This window comes from Actinoplanes sp. NPDC020271, from assembly GCF_044388125.1.
Lineage (GTDB): Bacteria > Actinomycetota > Actinomycetes > Mycobacteriales > Micromonosporaceae > Actinoplanes.
On the sequence record NZ_JBIRWQ010000003.1, the window covers coordinates 478358 to 501748 of the forward strand.

The 23391-nt window shown below is 70.4% G+C and carries 25 protein-coding genes; 10 read left to right on the plus strand and 15 right to left on the minus strand.

Features of this window, described 5'->3' with window-relative positions:
- Window positions 1-3: 3 nt before the first annotated feature.
- A complete protein-coding gene (locus tag ACH442_RS09490) occupies window positions 4-1728 on the minus strand; it encodes a protein kinase (protein ID WP_396337465.1) in 1725 nt (574 codons plus the stop codon).
- A 64-nt stretch (window positions 1729-1792) separates the two neighbouring features.
- Between ACH442_RS09490 and ACH442_RS09495 the strand changes: the two genes are divergently transcribed.
- Window positions 1793-3436: a CocE/NonD family hydrolase gene (locus ACH442_RS09495; protein WP_396337466.1), complete on the plus strand. Its 1644-nt coding sequence runs from the start codon at window positions 1793-1795 to the stop codon at window positions 3434-3436.
- Here ACH442_RS09495 and ACH442_RS09500 read toward each other — a convergent pair.
- The gene (locus ACH442_RS09500; RefSeq protein ID WP_396337468.1) at window positions 3393-3761 is read right to left on the minus strand and encodes a nuclear transport factor 2 family protein; all 369 of its coding nucleotides are present in this window, start codon (window positions 3759-3761) and stop codon (window positions 3393-3395) included. The two genes, ACH442_RS09495 and ACH442_RS09500, sit on opposite strands and share 44 nt — an antisense overlap.
- Window positions 3762-3836: 75 nt before the next feature.
- Here ACH442_RS09500 and ACH442_RS09505 point away from each other — a divergent pair, with 75 nt between their 5' ends.
- A complete protein-coding gene (locus ACH442_RS09505; RefSeq protein ID WP_396337469.1) occupies window positions 3837-4295 on the plus strand; it encodes a hypothetical protein in 459 nt (152 codons plus the stop codon).
- Here the strand turns inward: ACH442_RS09505 and ACH442_RS09510 are convergent.
- On the minus strand, window positions 4285-4623 hold the full coding sequence (locus ACH442_RS09510; protein ID WP_396337470.1) for a winged helix-turn-helix transcriptional regulator: 339 nt from the start codon (window positions 4621-4623) through the stop codon (window positions 4285-4287). The genes ACH442_RS09505 and ACH442_RS09510 overlap by 11 nt on opposite strands.
- Before the next feature lie 69 nt (window positions 4624-4692).
- On the opposite strand from ACH442_RS09510, the gene ACH442_RS09515 reads away from it, so the two are divergent.
- From ACH442_RS09515 to ACH442_RS09525, 3 genes are read left to right on the plus strand one after another with little or no spacing between them, the layout of a single operon-like run.
- Window positions 4693-5502 carry an alpha/beta hydrolase gene (locus ACH442_RS09515; RefSeq protein ID WP_396337471.1) on the plus strand — a complete coding sequence of 270 codons (810 nt, stop codon included), beginning with the start codon at window positions 4693-4695 and terminating at the stop codon, window positions 5500-5502.
- Window positions 5503-5543: 41 nt separating this feature from the next.
- Entirely contained in the window at window positions 5544-6299 is a 756-nt protein-coding gene (locus tag ACH442_RS09520; RefSeq protein WP_396337472.1) for a TetR family transcriptional regulator, read from the plus strand.
- Window positions 6296-7867 carry an MDR family MFS transporter gene (locus ACH442_RS09525; protein ID WP_396337473.1) on the plus strand — a complete coding sequence of 524 codons (1572 nt, stop codon included), beginning with the start codon at window positions 6296-6298 and terminating at the stop codon, window positions 7865-7867. The genes ACH442_RS09520 and ACH442_RS09525 overlap by 4 nt, the downstream gene beginning before the upstream one ends.
- Before the next feature lie 128 nt (window positions 7868-7995).
- Here ACH442_RS09525 and ACH442_RS09530 read toward each other — a convergent pair whose 3' ends face one another.
- Window positions 7996-8352 carry an STAS domain-containing protein gene (locus ACH442_RS09530; protein WP_396337474.1) on the minus strand — a complete coding sequence of 119 codons (357 nt, stop codon included), beginning with the start codon at window positions 8350-8352 and terminating at the stop codon, window positions 7996-7998.
- A gap of 286 nt (window positions 8353-8638) precedes the next feature.
- On the opposite strand from ACH442_RS09530, the gene ACH442_RS09535 reads away from it, so the two are divergent.
- Window positions 8639-9634, plus strand: coding sequence for an AraC family transcriptional regulator (locus ACH442_RS09535; protein ID WP_396337475.1), 996 nt, complete (start codon window positions 8639-8641; stop codon window positions 9632-9634).
- A gap of 62 nt (window positions 9635-9696) precedes the next feature.
- On the opposite strand, the gene ACH442_RS09540 is transcribed toward ACH442_RS09535, so the two are convergent.
- Window positions 9697-10053, minus strand: coding sequence for a hypothetical protein (locus tag ACH442_RS09540; protein WP_396337476.1), 357 nt, complete (start codon window positions 10051-10053; stop codon window positions 9697-9699).
- Between the two features lie 300 nt (window positions 10054-10353).
- Between ACH442_RS09540 and ACH442_RS09545 the strand changes: the two genes are divergently transcribed.
- Window positions 10354-10542, plus strand: coding sequence for a hypothetical protein (locus ACH442_RS09545; RefSeq protein ID WP_396337617.1), 189 nt, complete (start codon window positions 10354-10356; stop codon window positions 10540-10542).
- Window positions 10543-10564: 22 nt separating this feature from the next.
- On the opposite strand, the gene ACH442_RS09550 is transcribed toward ACH442_RS09545, so the two are convergent.
- Entirely contained in the window at window positions 10565-11461 is an 897-nt protein-coding gene (locus ACH442_RS09550) for a Gfo/Idh/MocA family protein (RefSeq protein ID WP_396337477.1), read from the minus strand.
- A gap of 78 nt (window positions 11462-11539) precedes the next feature.
- Here ACH442_RS09550 and ACH442_RS09555 point away from each other — a divergent pair, with 78 nt between their 5' ends.
- Together ACH442_RS09555 and ACH442_RS09560 are read left to right on the plus strand one after the other, a co-directional pair.
- The gene (locus ACH442_RS09555) at window positions 11540-11905 is read left to right on the plus strand and encodes a hypothetical protein (RefSeq protein ID WP_396337478.1); all 366 of its coding nucleotides are present in this window, start codon (window positions 11540-11542) and stop codon (window positions 11903-11905) included.
- Window positions 11898-12338, plus strand: coding sequence for a hypothetical protein (locus ACH442_RS09560; RefSeq protein ID WP_396337479.1), 441 nt, complete (start codon window positions 11898-11900; stop codon window positions 12336-12338). The genes ACH442_RS09555 and ACH442_RS09560 overlap by 8 nt, the downstream gene beginning before the upstream one ends.
- A gap of 469 nt (window positions 12339-12807) precedes the next feature.
- Here ACH442_RS09560 and ACH442_RS09565 read toward each other — a convergent pair whose 3' ends face one another.
- The 6 genes from ACH442_RS09565 to ACH442_RS09590 all read right to left on the minus strand — a co-directional run bounded on the left by ACH442_RS09565 (window position 12808) and on the right by ACH442_RS09590 (window position 18569).
- Window positions 12808-14274: a glutathionylspermidine synthase family protein gene (locus ACH442_RS09565; RefSeq protein ID WP_396337480.1), complete on the minus strand. Its 1467-nt coding sequence runs from the start codon at window positions 14272-14274 to the stop codon at window positions 12808-12810.
- Window positions 14275-14281: 7 nt separating this feature from the next.
- Window positions 14282-14695, minus strand: a complete 414-nt coding sequence (locus ACH442_RS09570) for a hypothetical protein (RefSeq protein WP_396337481.1) — start codon at window positions 14693-14695, stop codon at window positions 14282-14284.
- 101 nt (window positions 14696-14796) lie between these two features.
- Window positions 14797-15561 (minus strand): 3-oxoacyl-ACP reductase FabG, encoded by a 765-nt coding sequence (gene fabG, locus ACH442_RS09575; RefSeq protein ID WP_396337482.1) that lies wholly within the window; start codon window positions 15559-15561, stop codon window positions 14797-14799.
- A gap of 50 nt (window positions 15562-15611) precedes the next feature.
- Complete coding sequence (locus tag ACH442_RS09580) at window positions 15612-17258, minus strand: alpha-amylase family protein (RefSeq protein WP_396337483.1); 1647 nt, start codon at window positions 17256-17258, stop codon at window positions 15612-15614.
- Window positions 17251-18225 carry a hypothetical protein gene (locus tag ACH442_RS09585; RefSeq protein WP_396337484.1) on the minus strand — a complete coding sequence of 325 codons (975 nt, stop codon included), beginning with the start codon at window positions 18223-18225 and terminating at the stop codon, window positions 17251-17253. The genes ACH442_RS09580 and ACH442_RS09585 overlap by 8 nt, the downstream gene beginning before the upstream one ends.
- A complete protein-coding gene (locus tag ACH442_RS09590; protein ID WP_396337485.1) occupies window positions 18222-18569 on the minus strand; it encodes a PadR family transcriptional regulator in 348 nt (115 codons plus the stop codon). The genes ACH442_RS09585 and ACH442_RS09590 overlap by 4 nt, the downstream gene beginning before the upstream one ends.
- A gap of 72 nt (window positions 18570-18641) precedes the next feature.
- Here ACH442_RS09590 and ACH442_RS09595 point away from each other — a divergent pair, with 72 nt between their 5' ends.
- Complete coding sequence (locus ACH442_RS09595) at window positions 18642-19298, plus strand: DedA family protein (protein WP_396337486.1); 657 nt, start codon at window positions 18642-18644, stop codon at window positions 19296-19298.
- Here ACH442_RS09595 and ACH442_RS09600 read toward each other — a convergent pair.
- The 3 genes from ACH442_RS09600 to ACH442_RS09610 form a co-directional block, all read right to left on the minus strand.
- Complete coding sequence (locus ACH442_RS09600) at window positions 19282-20472, minus strand: chitinase (RefSeq protein ID WP_396337487.1); 1191 nt, start codon at window positions 20470-20472, stop codon at window positions 19282-19284. The genes ACH442_RS09595 and ACH442_RS09600 overlap by 17 nt on opposite strands.
- Window positions 20473-20486: 14 nt before the next feature.
- Window positions 20487-21746: a glycosyl hydrolase family 18 protein gene (locus tag ACH442_RS09605; protein WP_396337488.1), complete on the minus strand. Its 1260-nt coding sequence runs from the start codon at window positions 21744-21746 to the stop codon at window positions 20487-20489.
- A gap of 203 nt (window positions 21747-21949) precedes the next feature.
- Window positions 21950-23335, minus strand: a complete 1386-nt coding sequence (locus ACH442_RS09610; protein ID WP_396337489.1) for a carbohydrate-binding protein — start codon at window positions 23333-23335, stop codon at window positions 21950-21952.
- Window positions 23336-23391 lie beyond the last annotated feature (56 nt).

Sequence of the window (23391 nt, forward strand, 5' to 3'; positions counted from 1 at the left end):
GCCCTAGAGCGGCAGGACCACCGCGGACGGCTTGCCGCCGAAGCAGGTGATCGACATGCGGTAGCGGCTGATCCCGTTGGTGAAGACCACCGACGCGGTCAGCCCCGGCCCCGGATCGGCCTGCTCCACCACGAATCCCTCGGCCGGCTCCCAGCTCAGCACCTGAGCGTTCCCGGAGACGCAGACGACGTAGACCGCGCCGCCCCTCGACGACAGCCGGGTGCTCTCCGGGCCGGCCGAGGCGGGCGGCGCGCTCTCGCCCGCGCTCGGCTCCGGCACCGGGGAGGGCGCCGCCGAGGCGGGCGGGGAGACGGCCGCGCTGGCCGGCTGGTTGCTGGGCACCGCGGCGGCGCTGCGGTCGTGGCGGGTGCCGGTCGGGCTCGGCGCGGCACCGGACGACCGCACGACGCCCGGCCGGTCGGCGGGCCGGCTGGCCGGCGGCGCGGCGTTCACCGTGGCCGGGTCGGGATCGTCCTCCCGGGTGACCAGCCAACCGGTGAGGGCGAGCAGCAGCGCGACGAGAGCCGAGCCGGCGATCAGCAGCCGCCGGTTGTCGCGCCGGGGTCGCGCCGGGCGCGCCCCGGAGATCAGCTCGGTCTGCTCGTCGAACCGGGTGCTCGGGAGCGCCGCCGCCCGGCCCGCCTCGAACCCGGGGATCCGTTCCGGGTCCACCGGCCCGGGATCCCGCCCGTCCGCGGACGGCCCGGCCGGCTCGTTCTCCGGTTCCGGCGACAAGGGCCGACCAGCCGGAGGCGACGATCGGGACCCGTCCGGAGGCAACCGGAGCCCGTCCGGAGGCAACGGCTGCCGATCGTCCGGAGGTGACGAGTGCCGGCCCTCCGCGGCCGGCGCGGCGACCAGTACGGGCTTGGTCGCGGCCGCCTCGGCCGCGTCGCCCAGGATCGCCGACACCTCGGCCGCGTCCGGCCGGTCGGCCGGTTCCTTGGCCAGGCAGCGGTCGACCATCTCGGCCACCACCTCGGGCACTCCGGGCAGTTCCGGGAGCGGCGCCGGCTCGGCGTACATGTGCGCCGACAGCATCTGCGTGGTCGTCTCGACCGTCCACGGCGACTCGTCGGCGAGCAGGCGGTACAGCAGCACACCCAGCGCGTACACGTCCGAGGCGGGCTCGATCGTGCCGCCGGTCAGCCGCTCCGGCGCCAGGTAGGCGGGCGTGCCCAGCAGCCCTTCGTCGGGCTCGGCCGGCCCGGCGGCCGCGGCGATCCCGAAGTCCACCACCTTCGCCCCGGCCGGGGTGACCATGACGTTGGCCAGTTTGATGTCGCGGTGCACCAACCCGTCGGCGTGGGCGGCGGCGAGGGCGGCGGCCACCTCGCCGCAGATCCGGAACACCCGCCGGGGCGGCATCGGCGCATCGGCCACACGTTGCTGCAACGTGGGTCCATTGATCAATTCCATGACGACGTACGGCACGGGGGTCCCGTCCTCGCCGGATTCCCCGAAGTCGTAGATCTGGGCGATGTTCGGGTGCGAGAGGGTCGCCGCCGCGCGCGCCTCGTGCAGGATGCGCGAACGGAACCGGTCGTCGCCGGCGTACCGCCCGGCCAGCACCTTCACCGCGACCGGCCGGTTCAGCACCTCGTCGGTGGCCCGCCACACGATGGCCATCCCGCCCCGGCCGAGTTCCTCGTGCAGCCGGTAACGTCCTCCGAGTTTGCGTCCCTCGTCCACTCGTCGCAGTTTGCCGAAATGCTCGCGAATTCGCACATCGGCAATCTGCGAATGCCATTCGTCTTTCATATTCCGCGGTGCGTGGATATCTTCGGAGATCGTGGACAGAGCCTCGAGACGACCCCGGCTGACCGACGCCGTGGTGAGCCGGTTCCTCGGCCTCCCACCGGCTACGCACGGCTACACGACGGAGCAGGTCAGGACCCCGATGCGAGACGGGGTGCACCTGCTCGGTGACCACCTCGCCCCGGATTCCGGTGCGTCCAGGGGGACGGTTCTGATCAGGACGCCGTACGGCCGGAATCTCCCCAATCCGGTGATGGACGGGCGCATTTTCGCGGCGCGCGGCTACCACGTCCTGCTACAGAGCGTGCGCGGCACCTTCGGCTCGGAGGGTGTCTTCCGCCCGATGGCGCAGGAGGTGGAGGACGGTCAGGACACCGTCGCGTGGCTGCGCGAGCAGCCCTGGTTCGACGGGAACCTGGCCACTCTCGGGGCGTCCTACCTGGCCTGGTCGCAGTGGACGTTGCTGCAGGACCCGCCGCCGGAGTTGCGGACCGCGGTGCTCTACGTCGGGCCGCACGACTTCCGCGAGGCGGTCTTCGGGACCGGCGCGTTCACGCTGGGTGACTTCCTGGGCTGGAGTTACCAGATCGCGCATCAGGAGGACGGTCTTGCCGGGCGACTGCTCAGCATGGTCGCGTCGAAGCGCCGGCTGCGGCCCGCGCACGAGGGCCTGCCGCTGGCCGACGCGGCCGAGCCGGTGCTGCTGGGCCGCGCACCCTGGTACCGGGAGTGGCTCGACCATCCGGACGGCGAGGACCCCTGGTGGACGCCGTATCGGGCCGGCGCCGCGCTGGCCGGCCTCGACATCCCGGTGCTCCTGATCGGCGGCTGGCAGGACCTTTTCCTCGATCAGACCATGATTCAGTACGAGGCCCTGCGCGCCCGTGGCGTCGACGTCGCGCTGACCGTCGGCCCGTGGACACATCTGCAGGCCGCGCTGCAGGGCGGCGGGGTTCTCAGCCGGGAGAGCGTCGCCTGGCTGGATCAGCACCTGGCCGACGGGCCCGCGGCCCGCAAATCACCCGTTCGGGCGTTCCGGACGGGTGAACGCGCCTGGCACGAGATGCCCGCGTGGCCACCGCCGTCCGAGCCGGTCACGTTCCACCTCCGCTCCGATCGCCGGCTCACCACCACCGCGCCGGACGGGCCGGAGGGCGTCGCCGAGTTCCGTTACGACCCGGCCGACCCCACCCCGTCGGTGGGCGGGCGGACGCTGACCGGCTCGACGGGCGTGAAGGACAACCGGGCCCTGGAGAGCCGGCGCGACGTGCTGACCTTCACCACCGATCCGCTGCCGACCGCGGTCGACGTCAGCGGCCGCCCGGTGCTGGAGCTGACCGTCACCGTGGACAACCCGCGAGCCGACGTGTTCGTGCGGCTCTGCGACGTGGACGCGCGCGGGCACTCGCGCAACTTCGCCGACCAGTACCGCCGGCTCGACGCGGCGTTACCGGCGGGCGAACCGCAGCGGCTGACGCTGACCCTGGACCCGTGCTTCCACCGGCTGCTCGCCGGGCACCGGCTGCGGTTGCTGATCGCGGGCGGTGCGTTCCCCCGCTTCGACCGCAACCCCGGCACCGACGGCAGGGGCCTGGCCGCGTCCCGGCACACCGTGGCGGTCGCGCAGTCGCGGCTCACTCTTCCGGTGCCGACGGCACCTGCATCCACCATTCGGTGAACTGGCGCGCCTGGCCGATGTGGTTCAGGCGCAGCACCCACATGTTGCGGTACTCCCGGTCCGGGTAGACCGTGCGGCCCTCGATCACCGCGAGCTCCTCGGTGATGATCAGCGGCTGCCAGGTGAACGTGGTGATGCCCGCCTCGTCCCGACGCGCGAGCCAGCCGGCCACGATCGCCTCCCGGCCGACCCACGGCGGCGAGTACGGCTCGGTGAAGTACGCCGCGTCGTCGGCGAACAGATCCCGGATGTCGTCCGGGTCGTTCGACTCCCACGCCCTGCGGTAGCGGTCCACCCACGCGGTCACCGCGTCCAGGCTCGTCATCCTGCCTTCTCTCGTGTCGGCGGCGAATCGGTGTCAAGTGAACAGGTGAATTCCGGAGCCGGATAGGGTCACGTGGTGACCGACACCTGGCGTCATCTGCCGTCCCCGGCCCGCCCGGTCGCGGCGGCCGTCACCGCGGCCGTCGACGCCGTCCGCAAGGGTGAGGCGGAGGCGCTCGACGACGCCGTGGCCGGCCTGGCCGCGCTCGACCCGGCGCACACCGGCCTGATTCTCGGCACGACGGTCCGGTTGCTGCTGGAGGAGGGGCATCCGGACGGGCTGGCCGCCGACGACGTCCGGGACGCGCTCGCCTCCTGCGTCCGCGCCCACCCGGGGGCGGATCCGCAGGTCGTTCTCTGGCTGCTGGCCGGCGCGCTCGGCGTGCTCGACGAGGAGGGCGCCCCGGCCCCGCCGCCGGAGGCCCTGGCCCGCAACGCCGCGCTGCTGCTCACCGACCTGCTGGCCGGGCGCGACCTCGGGGTGTGGCTGACCACGGCGCTGACCGAGATTCAGCACACCCAGCTCAACGACTGACCGCTTGGTTGTCCCGGGCCCAGGCGCAGATCGCGGCCAGAGGTTCGCGCAGGGTGCGGCCCAGCCCGGTCAGCTCGTACTCGACGTGCTGCGGCGGGTCCGACTTGTACACCCGGCGGCTGACCAGGCCGTCGGTCTCCATACCGCGCAGCGTCTCGGTGAGCATCTTCGGCGTGATCCCGGGGATCCGGCGGCGCAGCCGGGCCGGGCGCTGCGGCCCGTCGGCGAGCGCGTAGATCAGCAGCACCCGCCACTTCACGGCGAGCCGCTCCAGCGCCTGCCGGGTGACACAGCTCTCCTCCAGCACGTCCGGTACGACCAGGTCCACATGCCACCCCCGATGGGCACCGCGAAGTGCCCTCTGTCCACCCCGACGGAAGCAGCCTAGCGTCGGGGCGTGACCGAGACAGTGACGTTCCTCAGTGACGGATTTCGCCTCCGAGGGGTGCTGCGCACCGCCCCCGGCAATCGCGCGGCCGTGCTCACCGGCCCGTTCAGCGGCGTGAAGGAGCAGGTGGTGGCCGAGTACGCGGAGCGCCTGACCGCGGCCGGCATCACCACCCTGGCATTCGACCACCGCGGGTTCGGCGCCAGCGAGGGCCGTCGGGGACACGAGGACAGCCAGGGCAAACTGACCGATCTGCGGGCGGCCGTGGGCGTGCTCGACGGGTACGACCGCGCGCTCGTCGGGATCTGCCTGGGCGCCGGGTACGCCATGCGCGCCGCCGCCACGGATCCCCGGGTGAAGGCGGTCGCCGGGATCGCCGGGGCCTACAACAGTCCGGCCTGGTTCGCGGGGCGGATGGGGCTCACGGCGTACCGGGAAGCCTTGGTGGGCATGATCGACGGCTACGACGAGGAGATTCCGGCGGTCGCCCAGGACGGCGAGGCGGCCATGCCCGGCGAGGAGCCGTGGTCGTACTACTCGAAGTGGATCGGGTCCCCGGGCTGGGAGAACCGGGTGACCCGCGGTTCGCTGCACAGCCTGATGACCCTGGATGTGCTCGGCGTGCGCCCGCTGCTGCCGCCGAGCCTGATCGTGCACGGCCGGGTCGACGCGTACTGCTCGCCGGAGCTGGCCGAGGCGATGCGGGCCGACGAGACGCTGTGGCTGGACTCCGACCGGCACGTCGACCTCTACGACGGGGACGAGCACGTCACCCGGGCGGTGCAGCGGACGGTGGAGTTCCTGAACCGCACCCTCTGAAACTTTGCAGAGTCTGCAAAGTTTGACGTAACCTCCCGGGTATGAACCGGGACGACAAGCGGCGGCTCACCCGACGCGCCCTGATCGGCGCCGCGCTCCGGCTCGCCGACGAGCGTGGCGCCGACCGCGTCACGGTGGACGAGATCAGCGAGGCCGCGGGCGTCTCCCCGCGCACGTTCTTCAACTACTTCCCCACCCGGGAGGACGCACTCGTCGGCGACCCCCTGGAAGGCGTCACCGACCCCCGGGAGCTGCTGCTCGGCGCCCCGCCCGGCCCCGCGCTGGCCGCGGTGGAGGCGGCCCTGGCCCCGGCGATCCGGCTGATCCAGGACGATCGTGAGCTGTGGCTGCTCCGGCTCCGCGTGATCATGAACAATCCGCACCTGCTGCCCCGGCTGGCCGCCACGGCCGCGACCGCGGAGCGGGAGATGACCGCCGCGATCGCCGACCGACTCGGCCTGGCCACCGGCCACGCGTTTCCGCCGGTGCTGGCCGCGGTCACGGGCGCGGCTCTGCGGGTCGCGCTGATGCGGTGGGCCGAGGACGCACAGAACGGTCTTCCCGACGTACCGGAGAAAAGCCTTTCTGATCATGTCCACGAGGCCTTCGGCATGGTCGCCGACGGCCTGGCGGACCCCACCCCGCACCTCCGGACAGCCGCCGGCGGCCCGGACCCCACCCCGCACCTCCGGACAGCCGTCGGCGGCCCGGACCCCACCCCGCACCTCCGGACAGCCGTCGGCGAGGCCGCCGGCGGCCCGGACCCCACCCCGACGAACGCACCGAGGAATCGATGACCGCTGTACCCGTCCCCGCCGACTCCGCCGAGGCGAGTGGCCGGATGACCCACCGCGAGGTCGTCCAGGCCCTCTCCGGCCTGATGCTGGGCATGTTCGTCAGCATCCTGGCCTCCACCGTGGTCGCCAACGCCCTGCCGACGATCATCGCCGAGCTGGGCGGCAGCCAGTCCGTCTACACCTGGATCGTCACCACCGAGCTGCTCGCGATGACCGCCACCGTCCCGCTCTGGGGCAAGATGGCCGACCTCTACAGCAAGAAGCTGCTGATCCAGCTCTCACTCGGCCTGTTCGTGGTCGGCTCGCTGATCGCCGGCCTCGCCCCGAACGTGGAGATCCTGCTGGTCAGCCGCATCGCCCAGGGCATCGGCGCGGGCGGCATGTCGGCCCTCGCCATGATCGTCATGGCCGCCATGATCCCGCCGCGTGAGCTGGGCCGTTACTCCGGCCTGTTCGGCGCGGTCTTCGGCGTCGCGACCATCGCCGGTCCGCTGATCGGCGGCGTCCTGGTCGACACGTCCTGGCTGGGCTGGCGCTGGTGCTTCCTGATCGGCGTGCCGTTCTCGGTCGCCGCGATCCTGATGCTGCAGAAGACCCTGCACCTGCCGGTCACCCGTCGCGAGGTGAAGATCGACTGGTTGGGCGCGCTGCTGATCACGGCCGGCGTGAGCACGCTGCTCATCTGGTCGACGCTGGCCGGTCCCCAGCACTTCGCCTGGATCTCCGGGACGAGCGCCGCGTTCGTCGCCGGCGGCGTGGTCCTGCTGGCGCTGGCGGTCTGGGTGGAGTCCCGCGCGGCCGAGCCGATCATCCCGCTGGGCATCTTCCGGCACCGCACCGTCAGCCTCACCGTCATCGCGAGCGTGCTGGTCGGCGTCGCGATGTTCGGCGGCACCGTCTTCCTCTCGCAGTACTTCCAGATCTCGCTGGGCAAGTCGCCGACGGTGGCCGGCCTGATGAGCCTCCCGATGATCTTCGGCCTGCTGGTCTCCTCCACGGTCGCCGGCCAGCTGATCACCAAGTTCGGCCGGTGGAAGATCTTCCTGGTCGCCGGCGCGATCGTGATGACCGGCGGGATGCTGCTGCTGAGCACCATCGGCGCGGACACCTCGGTGCCGCTGATCTCGGTCTACATGGCCGTGCTCGGCATCGGCGTCGGCATGCTCATGCAGAATTTGGTGCTGGCCGCGCAGAACGACGTGCCCGCCGCCGAGCTGGGCGCCACCACCTCGGCGCTCACCTTCTTCCGCAGCATGGGCGGCTCGATCGGGGTCAGTGCGCTCGGCGCCGTCCTGGCCGCCAAGGTCACCTCGCTGGCCACCGAGAAGTTCGGCGCCGCGGCCTCCTCCGGCGGCACGGCCAAGGTGCCCGAGCCGGCCACCCTGCCGCCCCAGGTCCGCGAGATCTTCGAAGACATTTACGGTACGGCCACCGCCCACCTGTTCATGGTCGGCGCCCCGATCGCGTTCCTCGCGGTGATCGCCGTGCTGTTCATCAAGGAGAAGCCGCTCTCGACGCTCACCGGCGACGAGCGCGCGGCGCAGGAGCAGGCCGCCGCGATGCACTGACCCTGCTCTGATCAAACAGTGCGGCCCTCGTTCCCGTCGGGAGCGAGGGCCGCACTGTAGTGAGATCGAAATCGGTCAGCCGTGGCCACCCGCATGGGTGAAACGGCTGTGGGATCGCACGCGGGTCGTCAGGAGGGCCGCAGGCCCACCGAGGTGCGCGGCGAGGGTGGCTCGGCGCAGCCGAGGAGGCCGACCAGGCCGGAAACCCAGAGCTGCCGGTAGACCGTGGCACTGGGGTGGCTCACCACGAGCTTGATGCCGCTTGCCGCCGCGGTGTGGAAACACGCCACCAGGATGCCGATCCCGATGCTGTCGATCAGCATCACGCGCTGGAGATCGAGGCAGATCCGGCTGGGTGTCATGCTCGTCAGGACGTCGTTCACGGCGTCCCGCATGACGTGCGCGTTGTCCAGATCGATCTCGCCGCTCGGGGCGATCTCGACAGTGCCGTCGGCCAGCTGGCGGGTCGTGATCGGCAGATACACAGCTGCCCTCTCTTCTGGCGGCGGGAGGTCCGACGCCGACTTGCCGCGGGACACGGTGGGACGCCCGGGAAAGAGTCATCCACACATGGCGTTCGCTGGGATACGCCGAGCCGAACCCGCGTTCCTACAACAATCCGCTGGTCTGCAAGTTACGCCACGTAGGCGCGGAACGCCAGAGTAGTTCATATGGCCGGAATGTGCTGGAACGGTCACTGCGTGGCGACCACGTTGACTGTCCACTGAATCTGGCCGAATACTCACCGTATGCGATGGAGCACCGGACGGCATGGGTGACGCCGTACCGGGAGCCGGATCCACACCGGCCCCGGGGACCGTCTACTTCGACTGCGTCGACGTCCGTGAGGCCCGTGACGTTCTGAATCGTTTCTACCACCCGGTGTCGCTCGGCGCGCCCGAGAGCACGGACACCAAGGTCGGCGTCGAGGTGATCCAACTCGGACCGCTCACCGTGGGTCATCTCACCTTCGCCGGCCGCGTCACCCTGGCCGCGGCCGAGGCGGACGCGTACCACGTCACCCTCCCGGTGATCGGGCGCGTCCTGGCCCGGCGCAACGGGCGCGACCTCACCGCGGGACCGGCCACCGCGGTCGCCTTCCGGCCCGGCGATCCGGTCTACCTGCGCCCCGAGGCGCCGTCCGCGGAAATCGACGTACGGATCGAACGCTGGGCGCTGGAGAGTGAACTCGCGTCGCTGCTCGGTCACCCGGTCGAGGGACCGATCGACCTGCCGGCCGCGTTCGACCTGACCTCCGGGCCGGCGCACAGCTGGAGTCGGCTCGTCCGACTGCTCCACGACGAACTGGAGCACGCGACCAGCCTGATCTTCCAGCCGTTGATCGCCGAGCAGCTGTGCAGCAGCGTGCTGAGCGGGCTGCTGCTGAGCGTGCCGCACCGCTACCACGACGAGCTGACCACCCCGGCCGGCGCCGGGCCGCCGCGGGCGATGCGGCGGGTGCTGGACGCGATCAACGACGAGCCGGACCGCGCGTTCACCGTCGCCGACCTCGCCCGCATCGCGGGGACGAGCGTGCGCTCGCTGCAGGAGGGATTCCGGCGGCACCTCGGGTGCACGCCGATGGCGTACCTGCAGCAGACCCGGCTGGAACGGGCGCACGACACGCTGCGCGAGGCCGATCCCGGGCTGGTCACGGTGGCCACGGTCGCCAACCGCTGGGGGTTCGCCCACCTGGGACGGTTCGCGTCGGCCTACCGGGCCCGGTTCGGCGTCACGCCGTCGGAGACCCTGCGCGGGCCGGCCTGAGAAGTCGCCGCCGGGGCTCGGCCCCCGAAGCTCGGCTCCCCGGGTCTTACTCCCCCCGGGTCTTACTCCCCCGGATCGCAGCGGCGGGGCTGCGGCACCTCGTTGGTGCGGCGGGCGCCCCGCGTCGCCGGCGCGCGACGCGGGCCGAAGAGCAGCCCGCGCGACGGCGACCAGTCCCGCCACGGGGCCAGCACGGGCGACAACGCGACGGCGTCACCGTCCCCCGGGCCGCGCAGCCGGTGCAGATAACCCTGCATGCGGACGGCCGACGACGCGCCGCTCTCGACGAGCTGGCGCATGATCCGCAGCGTGTCCGCGTCCGGTGGCTCCTCGGTGTCCCGGCCCAGCAGGGCAGCCAGGCCCTTCAAGGCCCGCACCACCTCGCCCGCGTCCCGCTCCGCGTCCCAGAGCCCGGTCATGCCGGGCCTGCTTCCGGCGTTCCCTCCCGGGCGTCACCTGCAATACCGTGCTCGGCGCAGTCCGTCATCGCGGTACCAGTCCCCTCACCCCACGCACGCCGAGGCCGAGCCCGCGGGCCGGCCGCCGGGGACGGTCCGCCCCGCGCGTACATGACAGGCGAAAATGTATTCGGCCCACTACTTTGCGTCCATCCGTAACGCGCAGGTCCTGTCCAGTTAGCGCTCAGTTCGGGCCCCCTTGCCCTCACCCGGCGTACAGAATGGGCTGTGGGTCAGGATTTTCACACGGAGGTGGACGCCATGCACACGATCCGGACAGCCTCGGAGGACACCGCACCGCCCGTCTGGCGGACCGGCGCCGAGCAGCCCTGGGACCCCGAAGATCTGGCCGTGGCCCAGGGTAGGTACCCGACGCCGGAGAACGTCGCCCGGGCCCGCGCCGAACTGGAGCGCGACGGCGCCGCGGCGATCGAACGCACCGTCCCCTAGCAGGGATTATCCGGTTTCCGGCTCAGCCGATCCGGACCGTGCGGCCCTGCGCGATCGCCTCGTCGGCGGCGGCCAGGACCGCCGTCACCCGCTGCCCGAACCGGACGTCGACCGCCGACTTCGGCCCGCCCGCGGCCGCCGCCAGCAGCTGGTCGATGGCGTGGCCGAACATCTCCACGGCGTCGAACTCGACAGCCGGCACCGGCCACACCCCGGCCTCCCCGGCGAACTCGGCCGACTGCCGGGCGGCACCCTCCGGGGCGTCCACCGAAAGGGTGAGCCGGCTGATCGCGCCACGTTCGTGGCGCAGCACCAGCGCGGTCAGGTCGCGCTCGCCGGCCAGCCCGGTCACCTCGGTCACCGGCCCGAGCACCGGCAGCACCAGGGAGAGCGCGTGCGGGCCGACGTCCCAGAGCCCGCCACGCTCCCGCCGCCACGGCGACGCACCGAACGGGTTGTCCGGCGTGAAGATCGAACCAAGGTGGTCGACGCGCGCCTCGGTCCAGCCGCCGGCCGCCACCGCCTCGGCCAGGAACCTCTCCGTCTCCGGCACGAAACGCCGGGTGAAGAAGACCACCGACGCCAGGTCACCCGCCGCGACGGCCGAGGCCAGTGCGGAGGCCTCCGCCGTACGCAACGAGACCGGCTTGTCCAGGATGAGGTGCCGCCCCGCGTGCGCCGCCCGCAGCGCGATCGGCGCCTGAACGTCCGGGGGCAGCGCGATCGCGACCGCGTCCACGTCGGCGATCAGCGCGTCCACGTCGTCGTAGGCACGGCTCCCGTGCTTGGCCGCCAGCTCCTGCGCCTTCGCCGGATTCCGCCCCCACACCCCGGCGAGCTCGGCTCCCGGGTGCCGCGCGAGAGCCTCGGAGTGCACCATGTGAGCCCACGGGCCAGTACCGAACAATCCGAAGCGCACTATTTGCCCACTCTCCGCGAAAGGATCTCCCGGGGCCGGAAGTTACCAGCCCAGAGCCACCTCAGTAACCTGTGCCGGGTGAACGGTCCCCTCTCGGTGGCGACCATCGTCGTCGCTCTCCTCCTCGCGGCGTGGTACTTCCTGCGCAGCGCGCTCGACCGCGCGCCCAGCCGCTTCGACCTGCTGGCCATGGTCGCGTTCAGCGTCCTGGTCGCGGTCCTCGTCGTGGTCGCCGCGATCGGCCTGATCGACGGGCCCCGGCCGTCGGACACCCCCACGTTCGGCGGCTACCTCTTCACCACGTTCTGCTTCGCCCCGGCCGCGGTCTGGCTGGCCAAGCTGGAGCCGACCCGCTGGGGCAGCCTCATCCTCGGCGTCGGCGCCGTCGTCCTGCCCGTCCTAGTGCTGCGCCTGCAGCAGATCGCGTCGGTGACCGGTGCCTGACGAACCCGCCCTCTCCACCCGCCCCCGCGACGCCGCGCTCGGCACCGGGCTCGGCCGGGTCCTGCTGCTCGTCTACGGCACGTTCGCGCTCTCCGCGAGCGCCCGCGCGCTGGTCCAGATCACCACGCACTTCAGCGAGGCACCGCTGGCCTACCTGCTCTCCGCGCTGGCCGGTGTGGTCTACATCGCCGCCACCGTCGGCCTCGCCGTGGGCGGCGCCCGGGGCCGGCTGATCGCCCTGATCAGCTGCAGCATCGAACTGCTGGGCGTGCTGATCGTCGGCACGCTGAGCATCGCCGACGCGGTGGCGTTCCCGGACGACACGGTGTGGTCGCGGTACGGCAGCGGATACGGCTATGTTCCGCTGATCCTGCCGTTCATCGGCCTCTGGTGGATCTGGCGCCACCGCCCCACGCCCGCCGAGCAGGCCTGACCCTTCTCAGGACTTGATCGCTGCCTCAGGTCCGGCGCTGATCGCACCCGCATGACCTCGCTGAGGCTCAGCCCAGCACCCTCAGCTGGGCCTCGGCGTGGTGGCCACCGGCCCTGAATTTCTTCCGGCGTCCGAACGGGTCAACTGGCGAAAGGCCAGATAGCGATCACTTTCGGCCGGGAGAAGTTATCCACACCAGCCGGTCGTCCACAGCCCGTCGACGGAGCCCCACCGATTCGCGTCACACTGATGCCAGCGGAGGTGGCATCCCCAGGGTGGGTGGGACGTGCTCGCCGCGAACGGATCATCTCCGGTCACCCGGGCGCCGTCCATTCTGTCCGGACAAGCACATAGCGCTCATCCAGCCGTTCTGGTCAGCTCGGCGACGGCCGAACAGACGCCGCTCGCCGCTCGCCGGCCTACGGTCACCGGCTTCCGCTCGCCGACCGCCTGACGCCGCGGACGAGGGTCAGTTCTCCGATTCGATGGCGTGCGGCAGGAAGTTGCAGTTGTTCTTGGTGACCAGGCCTTCGACGCCGATGCCCTCGCGGATGCCCATCCCGGCCGGTTCGCCGTCGATCAGCCAGGACCCGATGACCGGGTGCACGGTGCCCTCCAGCCCGTCGAAGGCCGGCAGTTCACACAGCTCCTGCACGATGTAGCGCCCGTCCGACCCGTACTCGGACGGGTTGTCGATGATCGGTTTGCCGTCGCGGACCAGGGTCACTGATCCACCTTCGCGGCCCCAGACCGGCTTTTTCGCGTACGACGTGAGCTCCGCCGCCTTCGATGACTCCGCGAAGTAGGCCGGCAGCAGGTACTTGCCACGCTCGGGGTCGGACCCGAAGAGCTTCCACAGCACCGGGAGCAGCGCCTTGTTGCCGAGCAGTGCGGCCTTGTACGGCGGCTCGATCCACACCGTGCCGCGTTTCGCCGGGTCGGCCATGTTCCGGAAGAAGGCTTTGCCGCCCTCTTCGTGCCAGAACCACTCCCACGGGTAGAGCATGAAGATCACGTCGATGGGCTGGGCCTCGTGCTCGCGGCCGGGGCCCGGCACGAACACGACCCGGTCACCGGCCACGTCCCAGCCGATCTGGCTCATGGCGATGAGTTCGACCGGGAAACCGGCTTCCTCGGCCGTGGCCATCAGGTAGGCCACGTTCATCCGGTCCTCGCCGGATGTGTCCGACGTCTCGTACGCAAAAAAGATCTTGGGCTTTTCCGGCAGCCACGGACGAGCTTCGCGCAGTTTGGCGATGTTGCGCCGCCACGCGCCGAGCTCGGCCGGTTCACCGCCCGGGGTCGCCTCCCAGCCGACGAGCCGGTCGTGGATCGAGTTCCACTGCCGCCACTCGTGCCGGGTGATCCCGGTCTGGTCCATCCAGTGCCACTGGATCACCGCGGCCTCGACCAGCGACGTCGGGGTCTGCGCGTTGAACTCCAGCAGCCGCGGGGTGCTGCCGGCGCCGTGGTACCAGAGGTCGAAGCGGCCGTAGATCGTCGGCGAGAAGTCCGGCGTCTGCATCGGCGTGCGCATGTCCGGGTCTTTGTCGTAGTGCGTCCACGTTTCCGCGTCGCCGTCCAGCCAGGTCCGGATGATCTGCTCGTGCGTGTATTCCGGGATGCCGATGCGGCTCAGGTAACACGCCTCCGGCGTGCAGATCGAGGACATGAAACCCCGCCTGCGGCCTTCGACGGTACGCCGTGGGCACTGCTCGATCATCCAGTCGCCGGCTTCGAGGCACATGTCGTAGAGCGTGGCCGTGGCCGTCTCGAGTTCCTCGATCTCGGCCGCGGTGAAGTCGTAGTACGGCCCCTCCTGCCAGTACGAGTACATCGACCCGTCGGGCAGCACGTCGTCGTTGTACGTCAGCCCGAGACTGAAATTGGTCAGCCGCCAGCCGTCCCGGACCGGGCCGTACGGAATGCGTCGCATCTACTGATCATCCACCCGAGGTGCCGTGACCGGACGAGCCCTTGCCGCCACTGCCACCCTTGCCGACCACGCCCGTCTTGACCGTGCCGTTGCCGACCCGGCCGGTCGACGGCAGCCCGTACGTGCTGCGCGAGGCCGAGTCGTTGTAGGCGAACCGGCTCCCGCCGGACGGCAGTTTCTGCCCGACCGTGTACCCGGACCGGTAGCTCGGCGAGTGGTAGATGTAGTACCCCCCGCCGCCGCGATAGCCGTGGTAGTTGTCGTCGCAGAGGTCCTCGTCGACGATCACACCGTTCTCGTCGGCGCAGTAGAACCCCTCGTTGTGATAGCGGTCGTTGTCACAAGCCGCCGCGCCGCCCGCGGCGAGCAGCAGGAATGTGCTGGTCAGCGACACGCTGCGGGAGCTCATGCGTCGGTTCATCACTTCTTTGTAGCCGCTTTCAGCAAGTTGACAGCATCGGTGGACCAGTCAGATCCGGCACCGGGCCCGGCACCGCCGGACCCGGATCGCCGTGCGGGAACTCAGTCCTTCGGCCCACCGGCCACGTAGATCACCTGTCCGGACACGAATCCGGCGCCCTCGCTCGCCAGGAACGAGACGGTGTTCGCCACATCCTCGGGACGGCCCGCGCGGGCCACCGGGATCTGACCGATCATCGCCTTCTCGAAGTCGGCGAAGTCCGCACCCATCCGCGCCGCGGTCGCGCGGGTCATGTCGGTGACGATGAATCCGGGCGCCACCGCGTTGGCCGTGATGCCGAACTTGCCGAGCTCGATCGCCAGCGTCTTGGTGAAACCCTGGAGACCGGCCTTGGCCGCCGCATAGTTCGCCTGACCGCGATTGCCCAGCGCCGAGGTGCTCGACAGGCTGACGATCCGGCCGAAACCCGCGTCCACCATGTGCTTCTGCACCGCGCGGCTGAACAGGAACGAGCCCTTCAGGTGCACGTTCATCACGATGTCCCAGTCGTCGTCGGACATCTTGAAGAGCAGGTTGTCGCGGAGCACGCCGGCGTTGTTGACCAGGACGGTGGGCGGGCCGAGCTCGGCCACGACCCGCTCCACCGCGGCGGTCACCTGTTCCGGCTTCGACACGTCGGCGCCGATCGCGACCGCGGTGCCGCCGGCGTCGTGGATCGCGGTGACCGTGTTCGCACAGGCGCCCTCGTCGAGGTCGACGACCGCTACGGCGAGGCCGTCGGCGGCGAGCTTGAGTGCGATGGCCTCACCGATGCCGCGCGCGGCCCCGGTGACGATGGCGACCCTCGACGATGCGGACTGCGACACTGCGGCCTCCCGTTGTGATCTTCGCTGCTCTCGCCGCAGCCTAATCCGAGTCAGGCAGTTCTGCGCACGCGGATCCACCGGTATCCGTATCCGGACACCGGGAGGTCGGCGAGTTTGCCGGGATCCGGGTACTCGGCGTCGGCGAGCACGTCGTTGGGCAGCTCCGCGGTCTCACCGATGCTGCTCAGGTCGACGGTCACGTCGTCCGGGCCGAGGTTGTGCAGGAACAGCATGGTGCCGGTGCCGTCGTCGGCGCGGTGCACGAGCAGACCCTTCGGGGCGGGTACGTCGACGTACGCGCAGGCGCCGCTGCCGACCTCGGGTGCCTCGCGCAGCGTGCGGATCATCCGCTCGAACCACGACAGCAGCGAGCTGGCGTCGTGGCGTTGCAGGGTGACGTTGACCTTCTCGTACCCGAAATCGCCCTCGCTGATCACCGGCCGGACCAGGTCACCCGGGTCGGCCGTGGAGAACCCGCCGTTGGGCAGGCCGGACCACTGCATCGGCGTCCGGATCGAGTCCCGGCCCTCGAGCGCCAGGTCGTCGCCCATGCCGATCTCCTCGCCGTACCTCAGCACCGGGGTTCCGCGGAGACTGAACTGCAGCGCGTACGCCAGTTCGAGCCGCCGCCGGTCGTTGCCGAGCATGGGGGCCAGGCGCCGGCGGATGCCCCGGCCGTAGAGCTGCATGTTCTCGTCCGGCCCGAACTTCGCGAACACGTCGGCGCGCTGCTCGGCGGCGAGCCGGGACAGGTCGATCTCGTCGTGGTTGCGCAGGAACGTGGCCCACTGGCCGCCGGCCGGCAGTTTCGGGGTGTCCCGCAGCGCGTCGATGATCGGCTCCGGATTCTCCCGGGCCAGCGCCAGCACCATCTTCGCGTTCAGCATGAAGTCGAAGAGCATGTGGATCCGGTTGCCGGAGCCGCCCTCGTCGCCGAAGTACGTGACCAGCTCCTCCGGTTCCACATTGGCCTCGGCCAGCAGCACCGCGTCGCTCCTGCGCCACTGCACGTGCTGGCGCAGCTCGGTCAGGTACCCGAAGTCCTTGGCCGCGTCCGCCTTGCCGGGGACGGTCTCCTCGATGATGAACGGGACCGCGTCCATCCGGAATCCGGCCACCCCGAGCTGCAGCCAGAACGCGCAGATCTTCTTGATCTCCTCGCGCACCTCGGGGTTCTTGATGTTGAGGTCCGGCTGGAACTTGTAGAACCGGTGGTAGTACCAGAGCTTCGCGGTCCGGTCGTAACTCCAGGTCTCGTCCTGCTCGCCGGGGAAGACCATGCCCTGCTTGCGGTCCGGCGGCGCGGTCTCGCTCCAGACATACCAGTCGCGGTACGGCGAATCGGGCGACGACCGCGCCGAGACGAACCACGGATGCTTGTCCGAGGTGTGGTTGACCACCAGGTCGATGATCACCTTGATGCCCCGGTTACCGGCCTGGTGCAGCAGCTCGGCGAAGTCCCCGAGGGTGCCGAACCGCGGGTCGACGTTGTAGAAGTCGGCCACGTCGTAACCGTCGTCGCGGTCCGGCGAGGGGTGGATCGGGTTCAGCCACAGGCAGGTGACACCCAGCCGGGCCAGGTAGTCGAGGCGGCCGATCAGTCCGGGGATGTCCCCGCAGCCGTCGCCGTTCGAGTCGGCGAAGGTATCGATGTCCAGGCAGTACACGACCGCCTGCTGGTACCACCGGTCACTCATGCACCCTTACTTGACCGCGCGCCCGGACCGCAAAACGTCGGGCGAACCAGAGAGCGGCCACGGCGACGATCGCCAGGGGCGCCAGCGAGAGCGCCACGCCCCGCGGGGTGACCACGTCCGGAACCTCGCCGCCCGAACCGGCCAGGACCGTCGAGTCCCAGGTCTGCAGCAGCACGACCGGCACCAGCAGCATGCCCGGGAACACCAGCGCCGCTCGTCCTCGCACCGGCGGGACGACACCGATCAGCACCCCGGTGAACAGGGCCAGCGGCAACCAGACCGAGAGGTCGTCGAACTCGAGGAACGACACCCGGGTCACCCAGTCGGCGAACGGGGCGACGACGACAGCGGCCAGGACCAGGCCGAGCCCGAGCCGGCCGGTCAGAACCCGGATCGGGCGGGCGGTCAGCGCGGCGACGAACGCGGCGGTCATCACGATGGCCATGCTCGGCGCCCACGCCAGCCGCAGTGCTGCCCACGGGGTCAGACCCAGCCAGAAGCCCAGGGTGCCGAGCTCGACCAGCAGCGTGACGCCGGAGAGCAGCGCCGCGGCCCGGTAGCGCCCGGCGAGCGCGGCGACGGCGACGGACAGCCAGGCGACGGCCCGCAACGCCGGATCGATCAGGCCGTCGGCCCCGCCGAGCCGCACCGGGACGCCGTGCAGCCGATCCGCGATCGCCTCGGTGAACGTGGCCGCGGCGAACCCGCCGATCAGCAGGGCGACGAGGAGCGCGCTGACCGCGGCGGCGTCACGCCAGGCCGTACCGTGATCGGCTTTTGACCTTCTGCCGAAGCGGACCGCGAGACCCGCGCGGAGCAGGTCGAACGCATCGGCCGGGCGAGGGTGACGGCGGCCCGGCGGCGCGTCCGCGAGCAGGACGCCGAGCATCTCCTCCTCGTAGGCGGCCCGGTGAGCGGCCGGGAAGACCCGCAGCAACCGGCGGTAACGAGACTCCAGTGTGGTCACGCGGTGGCTCCCCCGAGGTTGGCGCGACGGATCTTCAGCCGTTTTTCGGCGATGGTGGCCTGCTGGCGCAGGCGGGCGGACTCGGCGGCCAGGCTCTGCTCGCCGGCCCCCGTGAGCCGGTAGTAGCGCCGCAGCCGGGACTGGACGACCTCCTCGCGGTCGACCTCGATCAGCCCGTCGAGGCGGAGCCGGTCGAGGGCCGCGTAGAGCGTCCCGGCGCGCAGCCGAACCCGCCCGCCGGTCATCGTGGCCACGTCCTCGATCACGGCGTAGCCGTGGCGCGGCTCCTCGGCCAAGGCGGTGAGCACCAGAAACGTGGGCTCCCGCAGGGGGACGTCGCTCATGACAGGAGAATATACCGATCATCGGTATATACAAAAGTGGTTGATCGGGAGGCGGCCGGGTACCACTGGTGAATGGCTGAACTGAGTGGGCTGGCGGGCTGGGTCGCCTCGGTCATCGACACGCTCGGCGAGGCCGGCGTCGGCCTGCTCGTCGCGCTGGAGAACGTGGTGCCCCCGATCCCCAGCGAGATCGTGCTCTCCATGGCGGGCTACCTGGCCGGTGAGGGGCGGGTCGACCTCACCCTGGTCTGGCTGGCCGCCACGCTCGGCGCGCTGATCGGGGCGCTGCTGCTCTACTGGCTCGGGCGCGGCCTGGGCGAGGAGCGGCTGCGGCGCCGGCTCGATCGGATCCCGCTCGTCGACGCCGCCGACCTGGACAAGGCGGACCGGTGGTTCGAGCGGCACGCGAGAGCCGCGGTGCTGTTCGGGCGATGCGCCCCGGTGGTCCGGAGCCTGGTCTCGATCCCGGCCGGGGCGAACCGGATGCCACTCGGGCAGTTCGCCCTGTTCACCACGATCGGCAGCGGGGTGTGGAACGCGTTGTTCATCGGGGCGGGATATGGGCTGGGGTCGCGCTGGCAGGACGTGGAGAAGTACAGCCACTGGTTCGACTACGGGGTGTGGGCGTTCTTCGTCGTCACGATCGGCTGGTGGATGGTGAAAAAAGCGCGCGGCCGCTCGGCGAACGAGCGACCGCGCACTGACGATCAGGTCAGAAGCCGGCACTGACCTTGGTGAAGGCCCAGTCGGACTGCGCGATGCCGGAGCAGTCGGAGACCACACCGCCACCGGCGCAACCGCGGTCCCGGTTGACCGACCAGAAGGTGAAGCGGGCCAGGCCGTTGTTCTTGGCGTAGTCCCGGATCCGGGTCCAGGTGTCGACCGTGGTCAGCTCCTGCTGGTCGGAGAGACCGTTCATGCCGGAGATGCCGATGTGCGCGTAAGCCTGCGCGTCGGTGTAGCCGAAGGTGGTCTTGACCAGGTTCTTCAGGCCCTCGGTGGCGCCGACCGTCGCGGCGTACATGTCCGAGCCGCCGCCGAAGTCGAACGGCATCTGGGTGAAGACGTCGATGTTCGCGCCCAGCGCCTTGGCCTGCTGCACCAGCCGGGTGCCGTAGTAGTTCGGGCCGGTCGGCGAGGTGCCGAACGTGACGATGGTCTTCACCGACGGGTTGTTCGCCTTGATGATCTTCAAGGCGCCCAGGATCCGGTCCTGCACCGCGGTGTTCTCGAACTCGTCGGTGTTCTCGATGTCGATGTCGATCGCCTTGAGGCCGAAGGCGTCGATCACCTTCTGGTACGCGCCGGCCAGGGCGTCCGCCGTGGCGCAGTTCGGGCCGAGCTTGTTACCGCTCCAGCCACCGATCGACGGGACGACGTCGGCGCCGGCCGCCTTGATCTGCGAGATGTAGCCGGCGTGCACGCCGCCGGTCAGGCCGGACTCGCCGTCCCACACCGGGTTGCAGCCGTTGGCCAGCACGAACGCCATAGTGAAGGCCTTGATGCCGGTGGCGCTGACGACCGTGGCCGGCGCCGGCGGGTTGCCCCAGCCCGGGTAGACGTACGGCGCCGAGGCCATCTTCGTGCCGGCGGTCGGCGGGTTCGTGGTCGGGCCGGTGGGCGGGGTGGTGGTGGGGGTGGTCGTGCCGCCACAGGCGCCGTTGTCGATCCACACGTCCCACTGACCACTGTGGGTGGACGGCGACTCGTTCTGGGTCCACCACTTCGCGGTGTAGTTGTGCCCGCTCTGCGAGGCGACGTTGTCCTTGACGTAGACCGAGCTGGCGGACCAGGCGGGGGCGCACGCGGTCGCGGCGCTGGCGAACGTCATCGGGAGGACGGCCGCGGCCGTACCGACCGTGGCGACCGACGCCAGAAGCGCGATCTTTCGGCTGAGTTTCATGAGGGGGGAGCTCCTTAGGGCAGGGTGGAGAGGTGGGGGTCGATCGTGTTGACCCAGTTGTTGCCGTTGGTGACGTCCCAGTTGATGGACCAGGTCATGGCGCCGCGGATGCCCGGGTAGGTGGCCGGCGGCTTGAACGTGCCGCAGTTGGTGCCGCGGGCCAGGCAGTCCAGGGCGGCGTTGACCACCGACGGCGCGACGTATCCGCCACCGGCCGCGCTCGGGCCGGCCGGGAGGCCGAGCGAGACCTGGTCGGGTCGCAGGCCGTTCTGGGTCTGGATGCAGGCGAGCGCGGTGAGGAAGTTCTCCGACCCCTGGCTGTACGCGTTCATCCGGTCGCAGCCGAGCATCGCGCCCGAGTTGTAGAACTGGGTGTGGACGACCGTGAGGATGTCCTTGATCGACAGTGCCAGCGCGAAGTAGGACGAGCCGGTGCTCTGCATGTCGATGGTCTGCGGCGCCATCGTGATGATCAGGTTCGCCCCGGCCTTGCTGCGCAGACTCCGCAGCGCGCTCGCCATGTAGGTCGGGTTGAGCCCGTTCTCCAGGTCGATGTCGACGCCGTCGAAGCCGTACGTCTGGATCAGCGAGTAGACCGAGTCGGCGAAGGCCGTGGCCGCCGCGTCACTGGCGACGCCGACCGAGCCCTTCTCCCCGCCGACCGAGATGATCACCTTCTTGCCCCGCGCGTGCAGCGTGGCGATGTCGGCCTTGAACTGGGCGTCGGTGTAGCCGCCGACCGCGCCGGCCAGCCCGCTGTCGAGGGTGAAGCTGACCGCGCCCGGAGTGGCGGTGGCGTCGGCGAAGGCGACCGCGATCAGGTCGTACGTACTGGGGACGGCGGCCAGCTTCAGCGGGGTCGCGCCGTTCACGAAGTTCTGCCAGTAACCGGTGAGGAAGTGCGCCGGAAGGGATCCGGTGCCGGTCGGCTGGGTCGTCGGGGACGTGGTGGGACTCACCGTCGGGCTCGGACCGGTCGTGGGGCTGCTCGTCGGCGAACTGGTCGGCGTCGTCGTCCCGCCGCACGCGCCGTTGTCGATCCACACGTCCCACTGACCACTATGGGTGGCCGGCGACTCGTTCTGGGTCCACCACTTCGCGGTGTAGTTGTGACCACTCTGTGCAGCGACGTTGTCCTTGACGTAGGTGGCGGTCGAGCTCCACGCCGGGGCGCAGGCCGCCGCCGCGGAGGCGTCACCCGCGAACCAGGTGGCCGTGCCGGCGGCGGCCACCGCGGTGACCGTCGCTAGAAGAACCGATCGGGAGCGCTTCATAGCTGTCCTTCCATGCGCCTCCGGTGAGATGCTTCAATCTTTAGGACTGTTAACAGTAAATGTAAAGAGGGTATGAACCTTAAATATCTTTAAATCTCAATCTGTCGTGATGGCACGACGAAGAGCCGTGACCGCAGGTCAGCGGGCACGGCTCATCGAGGTCGACAGTTGTCTCGGCGTCACGGCGTTCGCGACGCCGGTCGTCACTTCCGGAACTGGATCCAGTTGACGTTCACGAAGTCGGCCGGCTGACCGCTGGTGAAGGTCAGGTACACCGTGTGCGTGCCGGTCACACTCGACACGTTTCCCGGGATCGACGTCCAGGTCTGCCAGCCGCCGGTGCTGCTCAACGCGAAACTGCCGATCGGCGCGTTGCTGCGACTGTCGAGCCGCACCTCGACCAGGCCGCTCACGCCGCCCGCCGCACCGGAGGCGACCCGGCCCACGAAATCCTTCACCCCGCCCGACCCGAAGTTCACGTTGTTGAACTGCAGCCAGTCACCGTTGGCGAGGCTGCCGACGTCCTGACCACCCTCCGAACACGTCTCCACCGCCACGCCGTTCGCCGCGTCGTAGGACTCGGCCTGGATCTGCGCGTAGGCGTCCCGCGTCCCGCCGGTCGGCGGCGTGGAGGCCGGCGGACTCGTCGGCGGGGTCGTGGTGGTGCCGCCGGACGACTGGTAGACCGCCACGTAGTCGACGAGCATCGGCACGCCGGACTGCGTCGCCGCGGTCGGGCCGCCCCCGAACGCAGCCGGGAAACCACCGCCCATCGCCACGTTCAGGATCACGAACATGCCGTGGTGTGTGGCGTTGTTCCAGGTGGTCGCGTCGACCTGGGACGAGTTGAGCGTGAAGTAGTTGTTGCCGTCCAGATACCACCGCATCTGCTCGGGCGAGGTGCTGCGGTCGAACTCGACCGCGTAGGTGTGGAAGCCGGTCTGGCAGCCGGAACACGCCCGCTCACCGCTGCCGAGGCCGGTCGTCTCGTTGCAGACGCCGCCCGGGTTCGTCCCGCAGTGCAGCGTCGAGAAGACCGAGGACCGGCCGTTGATGTCCTCCATGATGTCCCACTCGCCGATGCCCGGCCAGTTCGTCGCGCCGACCGGCCGCGCCGCGTCACCCAGCGCCCAGAACGCCGGCCAGTAACCGGCCGCCGCGGCGCCGCTCACGTTCGGTTGCTGCAGGCGCGCTTCGATCCGCACCTTGCCGCCGGACGGGGCCGCGAAATCGGTCCGCTGCGTCTCCACCCGCCCCGACGTCCACTGCCCGGACGAACTACGGATCGGCTTGATCACCAGGTTGCCGCCGCCGTCCTGGTAGACGTTCGCGGTCGAGTCCGTCATCGTCTCGACCTCACCGGTGCCCCAGTTCGCGGCGCCGCCGGGGTAGCTGGTGCCGATGTCGTACAGCCAGTTCGTGCGGTTCAGCCCGGTGCCGGCCGCACCGGTGAAGTCGTCGCTGAACACCAGCGACATGCCGGCCGGCGGCGCGGGCACGGCCGCCTCCGCCGAGTTCACCAGAGCTACGGATGCCAGGACGGTCAGGGTCGCTGCACTGACAGCGAGAAGCCTTCGGGGAGCTGCCATGGGGGACACGCCTTTCCGCGGGGATGCGTGAGAGCGCTCTCACATGTGAAAGATTG